General features: G+C 43.9%; 14 protein-coding genes. 2 read left to right on the forward strand and 12 right to left on the reverse strand.

All coding sequences use genetic code 11. The features are described from left to right. Nucleotides 1-160: 160 nt before the first annotated feature. Nucleotides 161-2,092, reverse strand: a complete 1,932-nt coding sequence (locus G541_RS0101120; RefSeq protein WP_027826202.1) for a sucrose-specific PTS transporter subunit IIBC — start codon at nt 2,090-2,092, stop codon at nt 161-163. A 242-nt stretch (nt 2,093-2,334) separates the two neighbouring features. On the opposite strand from G541_RS0101120, the gene G541_RS0101125 reads away from it, so the two are divergent. Next, a complete protein-coding gene (locus G541_RS0101125; protein WP_027826203.1) occupies nt 2,335-3,825 on the forward strand; it encodes a sucrose-6-phosphate hydrolase in 1,491 nt (496 codons plus the stop codon). 18 nt (nt 3,826-3,843) lie between these two features. Then, on the forward strand, nt 3,844-4,830 hold the full coding sequence (locus tag G541_RS0101130) for a LacI family DNA-binding transcriptional regulator (protein WP_027826204.1): 987 nt from the start codon (nt 3,844-3,846) through the stop codon (nt 4,828-4,830). A 117-nt stretch (nt 4,831-4,947) separates the two neighbouring features. Here G541_RS0101130 and gyrA read toward each other — a convergent pair whose 3' ends face one another. From gyrA to G541_RS09095, 11 genes are all read right to left on the reverse strand, one after another. Next, a complete protein-coding gene (gene gyrA, locus G541_RS0101135) occupies nt 4,948-7,524 on the reverse strand; it encodes a DNA gyrase subunit A (protein ID WP_027826205.1) in 2,577 nt (858 codons plus the stop codon). Between the two features lie 51 nt (nt 7,525-7,575). Then, nucleotides 7,576-9,540: a DNA topoisomerase (ATP-hydrolyzing) subunit B gene (gene gyrB, locus G541_RS0101140; RefSeq protein ID WP_009552661.1), complete on the reverse strand. Its 1,965-nt coding sequence runs from the start codon at nt 9,538-9,540 to the stop codon at nt 7,576-7,578. 55 nt (nt 9,541-9,595) lie between these two features. Next, on the reverse strand, nt 9,596-10,873 hold the full coding sequence (gene recF / locus G541_RS0101145) for a DNA replication/repair protein RecF (RefSeq protein WP_027826206.1): 1,278 nt from the start codon (nt 10,871-10,873) through the stop codon (nt 9,596-9,598). 15 nt (nt 10,874-10,888) lie between these two features. Next, complete coding sequence (gene yaaA, locus G541_RS0101150) at nt 10,889-11,110, reverse strand: S4 domain-containing protein YaaA (protein ID WP_027826207.1); 222 nt, start codon at nt 11,108-11,110, stop codon at nt 10,889-10,891. A 261-nt stretch (nt 11,111-11,371) separates the two neighbouring features. Then, the gene (locus G541_RS0101155) at nt 11,372-11,632 is read right to left on the reverse strand and encodes a hypothetical protein (protein ID WP_009552655.1); all 261 of its coding nucleotides are present in this window, start codon (nt 11,630-11,632) and stop codon (nt 11,372-11,374) included. A gap of 180 nt (nt 11,633-11,812) precedes the next feature. Then, nucleotides 11,813-12,532: an EAL domain-containing protein gene (locus G541_RS0101160; RefSeq protein WP_027826208.1), complete on the reverse strand. Its 720-nt coding sequence runs from the start codon at nt 12,530-12,532 to the stop codon at nt 11,813-11,815. Continuing rightward, the gene (locus G541_RS0101165) at nt 12,529-12,903 is read right to left on the reverse strand and encodes a 6-carboxytetrahydropterin synthase (protein ID WP_009552651.1); all 375 of its coding nucleotides are present in this window, start codon (nt 12,901-12,903) and stop codon (nt 12,529-12,531) included. The genes G541_RS0101160 and G541_RS0101165 overlap by 4 nt, the downstream gene beginning before the upstream one ends. Continuing rightward, nucleotides 12,903-14,240 carry a TIGR03111 family XrtG-associated glycosyltransferase gene (locus tag G541_RS0101170; protein WP_027826209.1) on the reverse strand — a complete coding sequence of 446 codons (1,338 nt, stop codon included), beginning with the start codon at nt 14,238-14,240 and terminating at the stop codon, nt 12,903-12,905. Before G541_RS0101170 ends, G541_RS0101165 begins: the two co-directional genes overlap by 1 nt. Beyond that, nucleotides 14,233-14,835 (reverse strand): exosortase family protein XrtG, encoded by a 603-nt coding sequence (xrtG, locus tag G541_RS0101175; protein WP_009552647.1) that lies wholly within the window; start codon nt 14,833-14,835, stop codon nt 14,233-14,235. Before xrtG ends, G541_RS0101170 begins: the two co-directional genes overlap by 8 nt. Further along, nucleotides 14,832-16,379, reverse strand: a complete 1,548-nt coding sequence (locus tag G541_RS0101180) for a TIGR03766 family XrtG-associated glycosyltransferase (RefSeq protein ID WP_027826210.1) — start codon at nt 16,377-16,379, stop codon at nt 14,832-14,834. The genes xrtG and G541_RS0101180 overlap by 4 nt, the downstream gene beginning before the upstream one ends. Next, nucleotides 16,369-17,145: a Firmicu-CTERM sorting domain-containing protein gene (locus G541_RS09095; protein WP_056941535.1), complete on the reverse strand. Its 777-nt coding sequence runs from the start codon at nt 17,143-17,145 to the stop codon at nt 16,369-16,371. The genes G541_RS0101180 and G541_RS09095 overlap by 11 nt, the downstream gene beginning before the upstream one ends. Nucleotides 17,146-17,157 lie beyond the last annotated feature (12 nt).

The following is a 17,157-nucleotide window of genomic DNA, read 5'->3' on the forward strand; positions in this document are numbered from 1 at the left end:
TAAGAATTACCGCAATAATTGCGACATCTTATCCAGCCCGCACAATGTGCAAACCCTCCGATGGATGGTTACTATTTATATTTTTTAGTTTACCATTTTTTGTTTATTATGTTTCACGTGAAACACGATTATTTTTTCAAGACTTTACTTGTGTAACTACTTAATTCCGCTTAGTCAGGGCGATTAAGCTATCCCCTGCTTGAACTGCAGTGGCGTCAATCCGCTCAACATTGGCGTAGTTATTGGTGTTGGTAATTACGACCATGACTGTCGGATCATAGCCGGCTTGCTTGATAGCATCAATGTCTGCTGTCCCTAGTACATCACCCTGCTTGACATGTTGACCTTGTTGAACCGCACTAGTGAAGTGGTCGCCCTTCAGGTTAACAGTGTCAATTCCGATATGAATCAAAACTTCCGCCCCGTCATCTGACTTGAGTCCGTATGCATGCTTTGTTTCATACGCAACAGTAATTTCACCATCAACTGGAGCAACAATTTGGTTAGAGCTTGGAATGATTGCCGCTCCGTTACCCATTGCTTTAGTTGAAAAAACCGGATCATTAACTGCCGTCAAACTTTCCGCCTGACCAGCAACAGGTGCTGTCACCACTTCATCATTTAAAGCCATATCAGCCACTACTTGCGCTGCCGCTGCATCTTGTGCAACTTGATCAGCCGCTGCCATCACTGGTTGTGGATCAACCAATTCACTATGACGCTTACCGTACATGTATGTCAAAGCAAAAGCAACTGCAAAACTAATCAATTCGGCAACCACGTACATTGGGATTGACTTTGCGTTGATGGACAAGAAGCCTAAGAACCCTGCTGAACCCAGGGAAACAGCGATCACTCGTGTTAATCCTGCAAAAGCAGCTGCCACACAAGAACCAGCCAAGGCACAGAAGAATGGGAATTTGAGCTTCAAGTTAACCCCAAACAATGCTGGTTCTGTAATCCCCAAGAGAGCCGAAACACCAGCGGATGAAGACAAGCCCTTCATCTTCTTATCCTTAGTTAATGTCCACACTGCAAAGGTGGCTGCCCCTTGAGCAACGTTCGCCATAGATGCTACAACAAAGATAAAGTCCCCAAAGCCAGTTCCATTTCTAAATGCAGAAATCAGCTGGGTTTCGATAGCTGGGAAACTTTGGTGTAACCCCGTTAATACGATTGGTGAGTAAACTGCCCCGAAGAGCCCCATACCAATAAAGCCAGTAGTGTTATACAACCATACAATAACATTAGTGATTAAATCAGAAACTTCACGCATCACTGGTCCAACAACGATGAAGGTTAAGAAACCAGTAATAATTACTGAAAGCAACGGTGTGAACGTAAAGTCCACGGCAGCTGGCAATCGCTTATGGAACCACTTTTCTAACACTGACAGGATCCAAACAGCTGCCAAAACAGGAATTACTTGATAGTAGTAATTATTTTGGGAAACCTTCAATCCAAACAATACCCAGTGATGTCCTGGAAGTAAACCCGGGGTGGTCATGATCATCCCAATAGCAGCTCCCAAGAACTGGTTGGCCCCAAACCGCTTAGCAGCTGACATCCCTACTAAGATCGGCATAAAGATGAATGGAGCTGCCGACATCACTTGGATCATCTCAGATGCTCCAGCAATCCCAGGCGCCATTTCTACTACTGACTTAGGTCCAAAGAGCCCCGGTGACGTCAAGAAGTTGTTTAAAGCCATCAGCAAACCACCAGCTACTAACGCTGGAATGATTGGCACAAAAATATCAGACAATAGTTTGATAAATGCCATTACTGGATTGAACTTTTGGTCTTTCTCCACAACTTTCTTTAGGTCTTCTGTCGAAAGTTCAGACAGGCCTGTTTCCTTGATCATCTCTGCATAAACATTATTTACATCACCAGGTCCGATAATTACCTGATACTGGCCATTAGTTTTAAAAGTCCCCTTTACATCTGGATTAGCATCCAGAGCAGCTTGGTTAACTTTTCCATCATCTTTGAGCACTAACCGTAACCGTGTAGCACAGTGTGCCGCAGCTACGAGGTTGTCGCGCCCAACGGCCTGAATAACCTCTTGAGCAACTTTTCTATGATCCATCGATCTCACTCCTCTAAAATTATGTAAGCGGTTTTCTTTTATCTGTATCTTATGATAACGCATTCTTTTTCTATGTCAATCGTTTATCACATTTTTGTTAATAAAATTTTTACATCGTAAAAAATAGACTATGAAATTGTATTCCAATAATTGACACACGTTTGACATAATTTGACAATCCGGGTAAAATTTTACTTAAATATAGAATACGGTTACACGCCTTAGTAAAGGAGTTTTCTCTTATGAAATGGACAACAGAAAAACGTTATCAGAATTATGATAACTGGGATGCTGCTACCCTATTACAGCTTCAAGCACAAGCAGCTAATTCCCCTTATCAAATGCATTACCACATCCGTCCTCAATCTGGACTATTAAATGACCCCAATGGTTTTTCCTACTATAATGGTGAATTCCATGTTTTCTACCAAAACTTCCCCTTTGGCCCGGTCCACGGACTCAAATCATGGTTTCATATGACTTCACCTGATCTTGTTCACTGGGAGAACAAAGGCCTTGCATTGATCCCTGACACTGTTTATGACAGTCATGGTGCTTACTCTGGTTCTGCTCTGCCCTTGCCTAGTGGCGACCTCTTTTTGATGTATACCGGCAACCACCGGGATGCAGACTGGATCAGAACTCCGTATCAACTCGGAGCTCTGATGGATTCAAAAGGAAACGTGACTAAATTAGACCATCCTCTAATCATGCCACCTGATTATGTTTCTGAACATTTCCGTGATCCTCAAGTTATTCGCTATAACGATACTTACTACGCTCTCTTAGGGGCCCAAGATCAAGAAACCAAAACTGGGCATATTGTCGTTTACAAGTCGCGCGATCTTAAACAATGGCAAGATCTTGGTTACCTTGACTTCACTGAGCAAGAAATGGGCTATATGATTGAATGCCCTAATCTCGTTTTTGTTAATGACCAACCGGTTCTAATCTTCTGTCCGCAAGGATTGGACAAAAATATTGCTTCTTATGACAATATCTACCCTAACATGTACCTTATCGGGGAAGACATCCGGCTCAACGGTCCCAAGATGACACCTGCACAACCACAACCCCTCAATCTTGACGACGGGTTTGATGTTTATGCTAGCCAAGCATTTAATGCGCCTGATGGTAAAGCATACCTTATTTCTTGGGTAGGCCTGCCTGATACTACCTACCCTACTGATTCAGAAGGTTGGGCTAACTGCCTTAGCCAAGTCAAAGAACTAGAACTTCGCGACGGGCATCTTTACCAACATCCCGTAGTTGCCATGGGATCTCTGCGCCAACAGGGAACATTACTTCGGCCTGAACGGCGCGTCAATGACCGCCAACAGCTGTTAGACCAATCCGGCAACCAATATGAGCTCAGACTGACCCTTCGCAAGAACCAACACGGTAGTTTACATCTAGCAGCTTCAGCAGATCTTTCCCAAGGATTGCGGCTTGATTTCAATACTGGTGCTGATGCTTCTTTGACCCTTGATCGTGGTCAAGCAGGGTTAGCTGTTGCAACTGATTACGGGACAACACGCACTATTACCCTACCAGCTCACCGTGATTGCCAACTCGACATCTTCATCGATGGTTCGCTCTGTGAAGTCTTTGTTAACGATGGGCATAATGTCATGACCGCCCGTTTCTTTGCTAATCCTTCGCACCAAACAGTAGCTTTCGTGGCCGAACAAGCTATCGACTTCACGGGTACCTACTGGCCTTTAAAAAAATAAAGGAGTGATTTATCTTCTATGGCAGTAAAACTTAGCGATGTAGCCAAACTCGCCGGTGTTTCACCAACAACTGTATCACGGGTAATCAACGATTATGGCTATATTAGTGACAAAACACGTAACAAAGTTCACCAAGCAATGCGTGAACTTAACTATCAACCCAACTCCTTGGCACGTTCTCTTCACGGTAAGCATACCAAGTTAGTGGGCTTGATCTTTCCAGGAGCATCCCATCCTTTCTTTGGAGAGCTAATCGAAAAAATCGAAGAGGAATTATTCGCCGCTGGCTACAAAACTATCCTCTGTAATGCTGGGGATGACAAGGAAAAAGAACGTGAATATCTGCGCATGCTTTTAGCCAATCAAGTTGACGGTGTAATTGCTGGCGCCCATAACATCGGGATCGAAGAATATAATCAAGCTGGCCTGCCAATCGTTGCTTTTGACCGCCAACTATCAGACCAAGTACCAATCGTTAGTTCTGATAATTACCAGGGTGGAGTCCTCGCTACCGAGGAACTTTATCAAGCTGGCTGCCGCTCAATTTATTTTGTCGGTAACCCCAATTCCCGCGTTCACCCTACCGATAACCGCCTTGCTGGTTACCAAGAAGTTATCAAAAAATATAACCTAACTAGTCATATCCATTCAGTAACTTTTGCTGAAACCACTACTTACAAGGCAATGCTCATTCGCGATCTTTTGCAAACCCACAAGGTTGACGGCGTTGTCTGCACCGATGACTTAACCGCCTTATTGGTCATCAATATTGCCCGTGAATTAGGTCGTCGTATTCCTGAAGATGTTAAAGTGATCGGTTACGATGGCACCCAATTTATCCGGCAATACCACCCAGAATTGTCGACCGTTGTGCAGCCTATCGGCGATATTGCTAAAGTTTTAGTTGACCTGTTGCAGCGACGAATCAAGGAACCTAAACAAGCGATTGTGCCAAAAAACTACACTTTGCCGGTAACTCTTCTCCGTCGTTCTTCTAGTCGGTAAAATATTTCCTGGGAAATATGCAATTAAACATATCATATAAATAATTGAGTACCTTATTTAGTGAAGACGACAAAAAAGAGCTAGAAAATTCAATTTCTAGCTCTTTTTTGCTTGTAATTATTCTGCATCAGTTGGCTTTTCTGCCCGATCTAATAACCGTTCCAAGTCACGTTCTTTGTCACCCGTTACCGTTTGATACGGTGTTGCAGGTGTTGCTTCTGGTTGGCTAACTTCTGCTAATTCTTCATCTTCTTCTGGTTCAACTTTGGTCATTGTTGAAACTTGTGCATCATCATCAAGTTTCATCAACCGAACACCAAGAGTTGCCCGTCCCGTTTGGGAAACATCTGCCACTTTAAAGCGGATCATTACTCCGCCAGTAGTGATAACCAGAATATCTTCGTCGCCCTTTACCGTAGTTAATCCAGCTAACGCACCATTCTTGTCGGTAATGTTTAAGGTCTTGACCCCCATAACACCACGATTTTTAATGCCATATTCAGATGCCGGTGTCTGCTTGCCATAACCTTTTTCAGATACAACCAGCACATTGCTCTTAGGATCGAGAATAGCAGAACCAATGACATAATCATCATCCCGTAAACGAACCCCCAGCACACCACTAGCAGTCCGTCCCATCGACCGGACATCGGCTTCCGCAAAGCTGACGGCATAACCATTGTGGGTCCCGATGATAATGTTCTGCTTACCATCAGTAATTACCACTTTGATCAACTCGTCACCATCACGCAGATTGATTGCTTTCAAGCCGTTACGGCGTACATTAGCAAACTCTTCCACTGCCGTCCGCTTGACACGCCCGTGAAGCGTGGTAAAGAAAAGATAGTGCGCTGCATCTTGATCCTGTTGATGTTGCTCTGCTGTTACTTTAATTACCGCTTGGATCTTTTCTTCAGAATCAATATCCAGCAAGTTGATAATTGGAATTCCCTTTGCTGCGCGCCCATATTCAGGAATTTCGTATCCTTTCATCCGGTAAACTTTACCAACATTAGTAAAGAATAACAATACATCATGGGTTGAAGCAGTGATCAGGTGTTCAATAAAGTCATCATCATGGACATTCATTCCTTGAATTCCACGTCCGCCACGATTTTGCGCCTTAAATTCGCTGGTTGGCATCCGCTTGACATACCCATTATGGGTCACAGTGATTACCACGTTTTCTTCCTCAATTAGGTCTTCGTCCTCTAAAGAAGTAACTTCGCCAACCATCAATTCTGTTCGCCGCTCGTCTCCGAACTTCTCCTGAATTTGCAACAGTTCTTGATAGATAATGTTGTGAATCCGCGATTCGTGCGCCAAGATATCTTCATAGTCAGCAATTGCCTTCATAGTCTTGTCGTACTCATTTTCTACCTTGTCCCGTTCCAAACCTGTCAACCGCACTAGGCGCATATCTAAAATGGCTTGGGCTTGCTTGGCTGATAAACTATATTCATTCATCAGTCGGTCCTTGGCAATTTCACCACTTTCAGAATTACGGATGATATTGATAATTGCATCAATATGGTCTAACGCAATCCGTAACCCCTCTAAAATGTGGGCCCGTGCTTTAGCCTTCTTGAGGTCAAATTCAGTCCGCCGCCGAATAACTTCTTCTTGATGCTTGAGATAATGTTGTAAGATTTCCTTCAAGCTTAGAATCTTTGGCGTTCCATTAACGATTGCAAGCATGTTGAAAGTGAAGCCCGTTTGCATCAAGGTTAACTTGTACAAATTATTCAAGACTACTGATGCGCTATAATCGCGCCGCACTTTAATGATGATCCGCATTCCTTCACGGTCAGATTCATCCCGAATATCGGTAATGCCTTCGATCTTCTTTTCCCGTGCTAATTCAGCAATCCGTTCAATCAGTTTGGCCTTATTAACCATATATGGTAATTCGTGGACAACAATTGTCTGCTTACCATTCTTTTCTTCTTCAATATCAACTTTAGCCCGCAACGTTACTGTCCCACGTCCAGTTTCATAGGCTTTTCTAATCCCTGATTTACCCATAACGATCCCACCAGTTGGGAAGTCTGGACCTGGAATTGCTTCCATCAAGTCAGCCGTAGTAGCATCCGGATTATTCATCAAAACGTGTAACCCTGAAATTACTTCAGCCAAGTTATGCGGAGGAATATTAGTCGTCATCCCGACCGCAATCCCCGTTGCCCCATTAACTAGCAAGTTAGGGAAACGCGATGGCAAAACGACTGGTTCCCGCTCAGTTCCATCATAGTTGGGCTGAAAATCTATCGTGTCTTTATTAATATCACGTAACATTTCCAGCGCAATTTTAGACATCCGCGACTCAGTATACCGCATGGCTGCAGCGCCATCACCGTCAACCGAGCCAAAGTTCCCGTGCCCATCAACTAACAGGTAACGGTATGAGAAGTCTTGTGCCATACGCACCATAGATTCATAAATAGCTGAGTCCCCGTGGGGGTGGAACTTCCCCATAACATCCCCAACAATCCGGGCTGATTTCTTGTAAGGTTTATCCGGTGTTACCCCCAATTCATGCATTCCATATAGGATTCGCCGGTGCACAGGTTTTAACCCATCCCGAACATCGGGCAAAGCCCGAGCCACGATAACACTCATGGCGTAGTCTAGAAATGAGGTCCGCATAACGTGTGAAAGGTCAACATCTTTTATTCGTTTAGGTACTTCTACCACGTTTTTGTCCTCCTAAATCGCATATTTTTGTAACTTATTTCCCAGGAAATATTAAATATCCAGGTTTTCAACAAAGGTTGCGTTGTCTTCAATAAATTGCCGCCGTGGTCGAACATCGTCCCCCATTAACATCTCAAAGACGCTATTAGCCTCTTCCGCATTAGAGAGATCAACCCGCAGTAACCGGCGGTTGTCAGGATCCATAGTTGTTTCCCATAACTGTTCCGCATCCATTTCCCCTAAACCTTTGTACCGCTGAATAACTGGCTTCGGACTAGGTGGTAGTTGTCCAAGTACGTCTTCCAATTCTTCATCTGAATCGATATATTGGATCATCTTTCCCTGCCGCACTTGATACAGTGGTGGTTGGGCAATATACACGTAACCTTTTTCAATCATTGGCCGCATGTACCGATAGAATAATGTCAACAGCAACGTCCGAATGTGGGCCCCGTCAACATCGGCATCCGTCATGATAATCAACTTGTGATAATTAGCTTTTTCAACGTCAAAGTCTTTCCCAAAGCCTGTCCCTAAGGCAGTAAAGAGGGAACGAATTTCTTCGTTAGCTAAAATACGGTCCATGCTAGCTTTTTCGACGTTCAAAATCTTCCCCCTAATTGGCAAGATTGCTTGTGTCAACCGCGACCGCCCTTGCTTAGCGGAACCCCCAGCTGAATCCCCCTCGACGATAAACAATTCTGAGATTTCCGGATCTTTGCTGGTATTGTCAGCCAACTTTCCTGGTAAGTTGGAGATCTCTAACCCATTCTTCTTCCGCGTCACTTCGCGTGCCCGCTTAGCAGCTACACGCGCCTTGGCTGCAATAGTCCCCTTTTCAACGATTCGCTTAGCAACATCAGGGTTTTCCAGCAAGAATTTAGAGAATGTTTCAGCAAACATGTGATCAGTCACTTTACGCGCATCTGAATTCCCCAACTTAGTCTTTGTCTGCCCTTCAAACTGCGGATCAGGGTGTTTGATCGATACAACAGCTGTCAACCCTTCACGAACATCTTCACCGGAAAGGTTGTCTTCGTTTTCTTTGAGCAATTTAGCTTTACGAGCATAGTCGTTAATTACCCGGGTTAATGCCGTCTTGAAGCCCGCTTCATGTGTCCCACCTTCATACGTATGAATGTTATTAGTAAAGGACAAAAGTTGAGAATGATAGTCATCAGTGTATTGGAGGGCGACTTCAACCGTGATTCCGTCTTGTTCCCCTTCAACATAAATCGGTTCAGCAAATAATGCTTCTTTTCCTTCGTTGAGGTACTCTACATAATGCTTAATCCCACCAGCATAGTGAAATTCTTCATGCGTCGGTTCTGCTAAACGTTGATCGTCAATCGTCAAGCGTAACCCCTTATTCAAGAAGGCTAATTCTCGAATCCGTGTCGTTAAAATCTTGATATCATACGTAGTAGTTTCCTTGAATACATCCGGATCTGGTTTGAAGTGAACCCGAGTCCCATGCTCATGAACACCGCACTGACCAATAACATGCATTGGCTCCTTAACCTTTCCTAGGTCAAAGGACATCGCATAAATATTAGTATCGCCTTCTCGTTTAACTTCAACATCCAGTTCAGTTGATAAGGCATTAACTACCGAAGCCCCCACCCCGTGGAGTCCTCCGGAAACTTTATAACCGCCACCGCCGAATTTCCCGCCGGCATGGAGAACAGTGAAGACTGTTTCAACGGCTGGTTTGCCCGTAGTTTTTTGGATATCGACTGGAATTCCCCGCCCGTCATCGATTACGGTAATACTGTTATCTTTTTCAACAGTTACATTGATTTCCGTTGCAAACCCCGCTAAGGCTTCATCGATCCCGTTATCAATAATTTCCCAAACGAGGTGGTGCAACCCCTGCGAGCTGGTAGAACCAATATACATTCCCGGCCGTTTTCTAACCGCCTCTAACCCTTTGAGGACTTGAATTTGACTCGCATCATATGCTTCAGCCGCTTTTTCTTTTTGAATAAGGGCTTCTTTTTTCTCCTCTTCGGTCACTCTAATTCCTCCTTAAATTAAAACCAGCGTCTTGCGCTATCGCTTATCTTTGTAATTAATGTTTATTTTTTGTTGGATAAAAAACTTGTGTTGGTAACGTTGGCTGAGTCTTGCCCTGAGCGTCCAATCCCAAAAAGGCATTTAATTCCGCATCACGTTGATTTTTCCGTGCTACTCGCGCTTGTTGAGCGGCCGTCAACTCAACTTTTTGCCCTTCCTCTTCGACTGTTACTTGCCCATCTTCAATCCGTAAAACACGTGGTTGCTTGATCAACTTCTTGGCAATACTCGACATATCAGGTGTTGTTAAAAATGTCTGCACGCGATCTTGGATCGCCTTCAATAAATGGGTTTGTCTTTGCCCATCTAATTCTGAGAGAACGTCATCCAAAAGTAGTAGGGGGTATTCTCCCGTCTGATCTTTCATCACATCAATCTCAGCCAGCTTGACTGCTAGTGCCGTCGTCCGTTGCTGTCCCTGTGAGCCATATGTATGAACGCTTTGACCATTGACCAAAAACCGCAAATCGTCACGGTGCGGACCTAGCAATGTTACTCCCCGCTTGAGTTCATTCGTCTGTAAGTCATGGTATTCAGCTACCATTTTTTCTTTCAATTCAGTTACACTCATATCTGAAAAATCTTTCACAGAACATTTGTAATCAAATGTTAGTTTTTCATTATGCTGACTTATTTGCTCATGTACCTCTTGTGCGTAGTGTTCCAACTTGGTTATAAAACGCTGGCGCATCACTATTACTTGACTTCCCCACTCCGCCAACTGCTCAGATAATACGTCCAGATACAGCCGATCATGTGCTTCCTTATGGGCTAACAGCTTCAAATACTGGTTCCGTTGCTTGAGAACGGCATGGTATTTGGTAAGGGCATACAGGTACTGGGGATCAATCTGTCCAAACTCCATATCAATAAAGCGGCGGCGCACACTAGGCGCTCCTTTTACCAAATCGAGGTCTTCTGGAGCAAATAAAATCACGTTCATCTGGCCTACATACTGCGATAAACGTGCTTGTTCGATATGATTGATCAACGCTTTTTTTCCTTGAGCACTTAAGTCTAGTTGGAGCTTCACTGGACCTTGTTCCCGCTGGACCTCACCTTTGACTTGTCCATGGTGGGCCTTAAACTGAAGTAATTCATGGTCATTGCTAGTGCGGTGACTCTTGGTCATTGCCAAAAAATAAATCGCCTCTAACAGGTTGGTCTTGCCCTGAGCATTACGCCCTAAGAGGACATTGATCCGGGGTGAAAATGCCAGCGTCAATTTCTCATAGTTGCGGAAATGTCGTAGGTCGATATTTTTCAAATACATAACCTATGATCTCCGTTAAGCAGCAACTAACTTAAATTCACCAACATCTGCGATCACAACGACATCGGCAGGATATAACTTTTTACCCCGTCGGTTTTCTGTCACCCCATTCACGGTGATTGCTGCTGCATGTTCTTGTAAAAACCACTTAGCTTGGCCACCGGTTTGAATCACACCAGCGATCTTTAACAACTGTCCCAGCGTAATATATTCAGTTTGTAATTGAATTTCTTTCACCGTAATTCCTCCCTTTTTCAGCAGATTTTCACTTCTAAATTATACCTTTTTTTAACGTAAAAAACAATTTTTAGAGTGATTAGAAAGCCTTGGACGCTTTTTAACTACTTTTAATGTAGTCATACTAGATATAGATTTAAAACGCTCATAGGGCGTTTATTTCGTTTTTGATATTATTTTTAGAATTTAATTCTCCGTTAGTGCATACAAAAAGAGCCGTGTTTTTCAACACGACTCTTTTCACGGTTTTACTCGTTTTCTTTAGACACTTAATGCGACACGATGATCCACAACGACTGCTAGGTTGTCATGGTGATCTAATTTCTTCTCTAATGCGACCACATCTTCATACGATGGGTATACACCACGGAAAATATTATCCCGGATCATATCGCGTGCTTCCAAAAAACTGGCGTGACTATCAAAGCTGACGCCCATGATAGTCGAATTTAGTTCGCTGACACTCTTAGAGAATGCCGCTTCAATCTTAAAGTTGCAAAATGCACTTGCATTGATGTTCATAGAGCAGTCCTCCCGCCAAGAAAAATCAGAGGTTTATTTGATTTTTTTATTTTTGATTGCTTAAAAAATAAACTAATCTGCTCTCAATTGCAAGCCTTTTTTGTTATTTTCGCAAAAATGTAATATTTGGGTCAAAGCCTTATGCCCCATGGGGTGAACAAGGGACAAAAATCGACCTAACTAACTATGTATCTTGCTTGTAATTGCTCGCAGTGGCAGGGGCTTTTGCCAATAAAAACCCTGTTGTAGCTGACAATGGCACTGAATTAATTCCTCTACCAAACACGGGCATTCGACCCCTTCAACTACCATTTCTAGGCCCCGCCGACAAGCTAAGTCTTGCCATGCTTGAGCAAATAATACTTCACTAGAATGATCTTTTTGACCAAAAATCAAGAGGGAAAACTTGATCCGATCAAGGTACTGCGAGTTATTCAAAACAGTCTGTAAACTGTTATACCCTGAACCTACATCATCCAAACTCACCACAAATTCCCGCTGCTTTAAATTATCTAGCAGATCTGTAAAATGCGGTAATTTTGTCCCGGTAGAATTGCGTTCTGTGATCTCCAGATGCAGCTGCTTGTTCAAACGTTGTAACTCGTTCAAATAATCCCAGCTATCCGGATAAATAAACTGCCATGGATCAATATTAAGATTTAGAATAATTTCCGGATGCGCATCAAAAAAAGTCTCCAGTTCGCTGATTACCCACGCGCGCATCTGCTTGCGGCGCTCAGTAACACTCATCCAGTGGTTTAACTGTTCAACTGCTACCGCCTGCCCGTTGGCTTGCCGTAGTAGCAACTCGTAATCTACTACCTGTGCCTGATCAACTCCAGTCACACGGTAGATGGGTTGACAATATAAGATCAAGTCTTTTACCTCTGCTACGCTCATTGTTCACCTCGCGTTACGCGGAAGAATCGTGTCGGTGACTCCCCAATCTCTAATTGCTCCAAGTAACAATCTAACTTTTGCAGGTGCGCATCAATTTCATCAAAGAAATAATCACCTAGATTCTCCAGTGATGGGTTGATTTCTGTAAAGGGAGCTACATTATTCAGTAACCGTCCTTGAAGTGGGGTAACGACTTCTTGAATTGCTGCTTCGATTTCATTAAAACGTAGAAATTCATCATCGTTGTTTTGCCGTACCTTACAGATAATTTCCCACGTGTGCGGATGGGTAGCTCCATCACTGTTTTCCCACCGCATTGCATGAGTAGCATTGAGATACGTCCGCAATCGGTAACCATATGTTTTCTTCATTAATTTTTCTCCCCTTCCTTACTATGCCAAAGACGGTGCCAATCGTCCTTGATCACTTGCCATACTTCGTGCCGTTCAGTTGTCATATCGGTAGTGCGCCAGCTTGCTTGACGGAAGGAGGTATTGATCACCCCAATTCCCCGGAAGAAACTGACAATCACATTGTAGAATGGCAAAGTTAATAAGATCCAACCATGACGTCGACAATAACGTTGCTCGTCCCGATCAAACTTCAAATATACTAGCACATTGCTCCAGTTTAATATTCCAATAAACAGATACAGCAAATACATTGCCACAAATGACAATGCAATCATCGCTGCTGAATAACCGAATGGTACCAAAATAAAGATGGCGAAGAGCCAAACAATTTTCAAAAAGTTTACTGTATGATCAACAATCAGCCGGCGCACAATGAAATTTGACCAGAGCTCCTTTAGACTAATATGCTGTGCCAAAAAGGCGCGAATAACTTCGATCTCCCCGCGCTGCCACCGCTGCCTTTGCACATATAGTTGGTCCCAGCCAGAGACCGGTTCAACGTAAAATACTGCATCCGGACAGAGACGAATCTTTCCTTGCAGATAATATCTAATCTGGAAAGTCATATCAGTATCTTCACCCACGGTATCAACGTTATACAATCGTGACTGCATAAGCGCTGACCGTCGAAATGCTGAGAAAGCTCCAGACATTGTGAAAATTTCATCATCTTGTGATTCAATCGTCCGCCCCGCCAGGAACGTAATGGCATATTCCATATATTCATTTAGGTGCAGTAACCGGTGTTTTGGCTGTTGTGCGATCAAATTTCGGTTACTCAAAATTGTCCCCGTTTGTGCTTGCACATCTGGATGGGCAATAAAGTTTAGTACCATATTCATCAATGCTCTAGGTTCCAATGTTCCGTCGCTATCCATTGTGATTACATAGTCACCTAAACTATTATAGATAGCCGAGTTTAAAGCGCGGGCTTTTCCTTGTTGCATTGAAAGCCACTGCAGCCGTAACTTAGGAAATGTGCTTTGTGCTTCCTGAAACACTGCAAAACTGTTATCTGTACTCATATTGTTGGCACAGATAACTGTAACCAATTCGTTCGGATACGTTGAATTGGCAACCGACGCAATCGCAGCAAACAAAGTATCCGCTGAATTATATACTGGCATAATTACCGTCAGTTCCGGCATCCGTCCTGGCATAGGCGTTTTTCTTTCTCGGCGCAACGTCCGCCGATTCCGCCACCATGCAACTGCAGCCGGAATTAATTCAAACAAGGCCGGGATAACTAACCATGCAGTCCAAAAGCCCATCTGTAACATTGTTTGCTTAACCATTAGTTTCCTCCCTCATTTGAAATTGTTGGTGACCGGCTTGCCCCAACTGTGACCGTGTAAATACATGGTAATACAATCCAATTACCATCACATAGAACAAAATACGCCCAAAGACTGTATGGACCCAGAAGAAACTGCCGTTACCAGTGTAATAAAGAATCGTTGCGATCAACGATAAGCGAAAAACATTGGCAATAAAAATCCAACCAACACCCAGGACTGTCCATTTAACTTTGGCCATTCCCCGATAAAACGGATAGAACCACAACAAACTGAGATAAGCTAACGTCTCAATGATCCCTGAACATTCATAGTCAACAAACAGTAGTACCAAGCCGTGATTATTCTTGATGCTGATCAAGTTATGAAGGTACGAACTCGTATAAATCCCTGTTAAGTGCCCCCACCAACCGGTCACTTCTGTCACTAGTGCAGATAGGAGCCAGACAAAGTACGCCCGACAAACAAATGCCAGAATAATAAAGAGTCCGACACTGCCGACCCAGAAATGAATAGCATCTAAATGGGCCCGATGCAGAACTGAGAGCGCGTATAGCCAGATAATTGTTCCCAAGATTATTGTTCCTGTAATCATTGCTGGATAACCGCTCCTTTCTCTTGTTTAAAACCAATATTAATCAAAGCCCGTGTGATCACTTGCACTGCCTGCTCCCACGTAATTGTGGTTAACAATAGCATTGCTGGCAGGAACTGAATCATATAGCGACTCCGTCCCCCTTCAAAAATCAAGAGGAATAGCCAGGCGCCAATTAGAGCCAACCGTAAAGCGTTGGCCCAGAAGTCACGACGCTGCCACCCACATAATGTAACACTCAACATCCCGATCCACACTAGTTGGCTTACAAAGAAAAAGAGCTTAGTGTTAGCGCCTGTCGGATATAAGAGGGTCTGATAAATCCATCGCCAGCCCCGGTCCGGTTGCCCTACGTGCATGAATGTTCCTTCGCCTAACCAACCAAAGGAGCCTGCTTCCATGTTGTAACCTTGCTTACGCACCAGAAAAGTTGCGTACCCGCCAATCCCCCGCTCTTTGAGTCTCTTTTTAATCATTTTTTGTGAATAGACTATCTTATCTTTTTTAGCGGGTAGTTCTGCCATCTTGAGCGCATCATCTGGGTTGTAACTACCATCACGCCCGGACATCCCCATATTGATGAAATGAATTGCCGGGATCTTGAGTGCTGGATTAACCGCCAAAAAGTGTTGCTGCTTGACGGCTCCTTGCAAGCCGACATAGGTCAAGCTACTACTAGTGGCCAAAATAAGCGCTAAACCAGCACCAATCATCAGCTTCCGCCACTTAAAATAACGCAGACCGCTAGCAGCTGCCAAGGCAACAATTGCCACCATCGGAATAATTGCTGATGGTTTTAAGATTCCCGCAGCAACGGTAGCAACACCTGTCACCACTGCCCCAAGGATCCGCAGCCACCAAGGCCTATTCTTACTAAGAAGCATCGCTGTTCCCAACAAGCCGCTTGCCACTGCTGGTAAAACCCACGTGTCAGTATATGGGACGATAATCATTGGGAAGATTAATAATCCTAGTGCTTGGATAAACCATAAGGTGCGGACATACTGTTCTCCTAAAAGACGCGCAGTAAGTAAATTGATCAACGCTGCACTATCAACTGCAATGAGGGTTAACCAGTCCATTGTTAGCCAGCTATTACTATGTAACCATTGTCCTAACATATGTTGTAGCAATACCAGGGGAATGTTGTTATAGTTTTGGCTAAAATATCCCCGAACATCAACATCAGTTGGGTGGAGCAAGGCCCGATGGACCATGCCTGCATCAAAACCAATTGCAGGATGTGTAGCCGACACGAGGCTAACCTGAACTAGGATAACAATTGCGGCACTGACGCTGATTCCCCACCAGCCACTGTTTTTGATCAGCCAGATCAGTTGGCGCCGGACCCTATTATCCGTCAATAACATTGCTCCCAAACTTGCCAGTACGGCTAATCCTACTAAAGTTAGCCATGTTGTACTTTCTGCTTGCAACAATAGGTTTTCTGAAGTCAAAGCAAAATACAGACTTACCGCTAACATCACGGAGAAAATCCCTGTAATTGCTCGCCCCATCCAGGGCCACCATTCCTTATTTCTCACTTATCCTACTCCTCTTGCGTTTATTCAGTACGATAAACCCGATCATTACTAAAATAACTGCACAAACTACGGGAACTAACCAGCCGGTACTGGTGCCTTCATAGGTAATCCCCGGGCCATCACTATCTGTTCGGTTAAAATTCCATGTTGTTGATGGACTACTATCCACTCCCTCTCGTCCCAAGGCAGCAAACGGCACTGCAAATTCCATATAAGTTTCATACCGCCCTTTGTAAACATAGCCCCCATAAGCTACAAAATTACGATAGTAATATCCATGAGAAGTATCGATCACTTTTACGTTAACGTAGGTTCCTTCCCCGCGTTTTAAACGGTTAGGATTGAAGGGCTGATCACTATGCACTGCCTTATTGAGATTCAAGTCTGTTAAGACAACTTCTGCAACATCTTTACCATTGACTTTGATCCGATAACCTTCCCCCATCGGATTCTTCCAGCCCCCACTAATATGACGTGAGTCTAACGTGATAAACCCATAGATATTCCGATCATCCACTGTAAACCGCGCCTCATGGTATAAGTCACTATCTAATGACCAATCAGCGGCCGGATAATCGGCCCACTCGCGGAACCCACCACCAATGGTGATGGCGTCGTCATCATTGGGAGTAAAATCATCCACGTATGTATCCTGAACATTTTTATACGGATACCCCCATACTTGGGCATGTACTGGGAGGGTAAACAACCATGTCGCACACATCACCAATACAGTAATAAGTATTTTTTGATAAAGTTTTTGCACTTTAGTGTCCTT

The organism is Ligilactobacillus saerimneri DSM 16049, assembly GCF_000423265.1.
Taxonomy (GTDB): Bacteria; Bacillota; Bacilli; order Lactobacillales; family Lactobacillaceae; genus Ligilactobacillus; species Ligilactobacillus saerimneri.

What these genes read in the sequence shown, in the direction of transcription:
- G541_RS0101125 (WP_027826203.1), top strand. Translation starts at nt 2,335, where the DNA reads ATGAAATGGACAACAGAAAAACGTTATCAGAATTATGATAACTGGGAT.
- G541_RS0101155 (WP_009552655.1), bottom strand. Translation starts at nt 11,632, where the DNA reads ATGAACATCAATGCAAGTGCATTTTGCAACTTTAAGATTGAAGCGGCA.
- G541_RS0101170 (WP_027826209.1), bottom strand. Translation starts at nt 14,240, where the DNA reads ATGGTTAAGCAAACAATGTTACAGATGGGCTTTTGGACTGCATGGTTA.
- G541_RS0101120 (WP_027826202.1), bottom strand. Translation starts at nt 2,092, where the DNA reads ATGGATCATAGAAAAGTTGCTCAAGAGGTTATTCAGGCCGTTGGGCGC.
- G541_RS0101160 (WP_027826208.1), bottom strand. Translation starts at nt 12,532, where the DNA reads ATGAGCGTAGCAGAGGTAAAAGACTTGATCTTATATTGTCAACCCATC.
- recF (WP_027826206.1), bottom strand. Translation starts at nt 10,873, where the DNA reads ATGTATTTGAAAAATATCGACCTACGACATTTCCGCAACTATGAGAAA.
- G541_RS0101165 (WP_009552651.1), bottom strand. Translation starts at nt 12,903, where the DNA reads ATGAAGAAAACATATGGTTACCGATTGCGGACGTATCTCAATGCTACT.
- G541_RS0101130 (WP_027826204.1), top strand. Translation starts at nt 3,844, where the DNA reads ATGGCAGTAAAACTTAGCGATGTAGCCAAACTCGCCGGTGTTTCACCA.
- xrtG (WP_009552647.1), bottom strand. Translation starts at nt 14,835, where the DNA reads ATGATTACAGGAACAATAATCTTGGGAACAATTATCTGGCTATACGCG.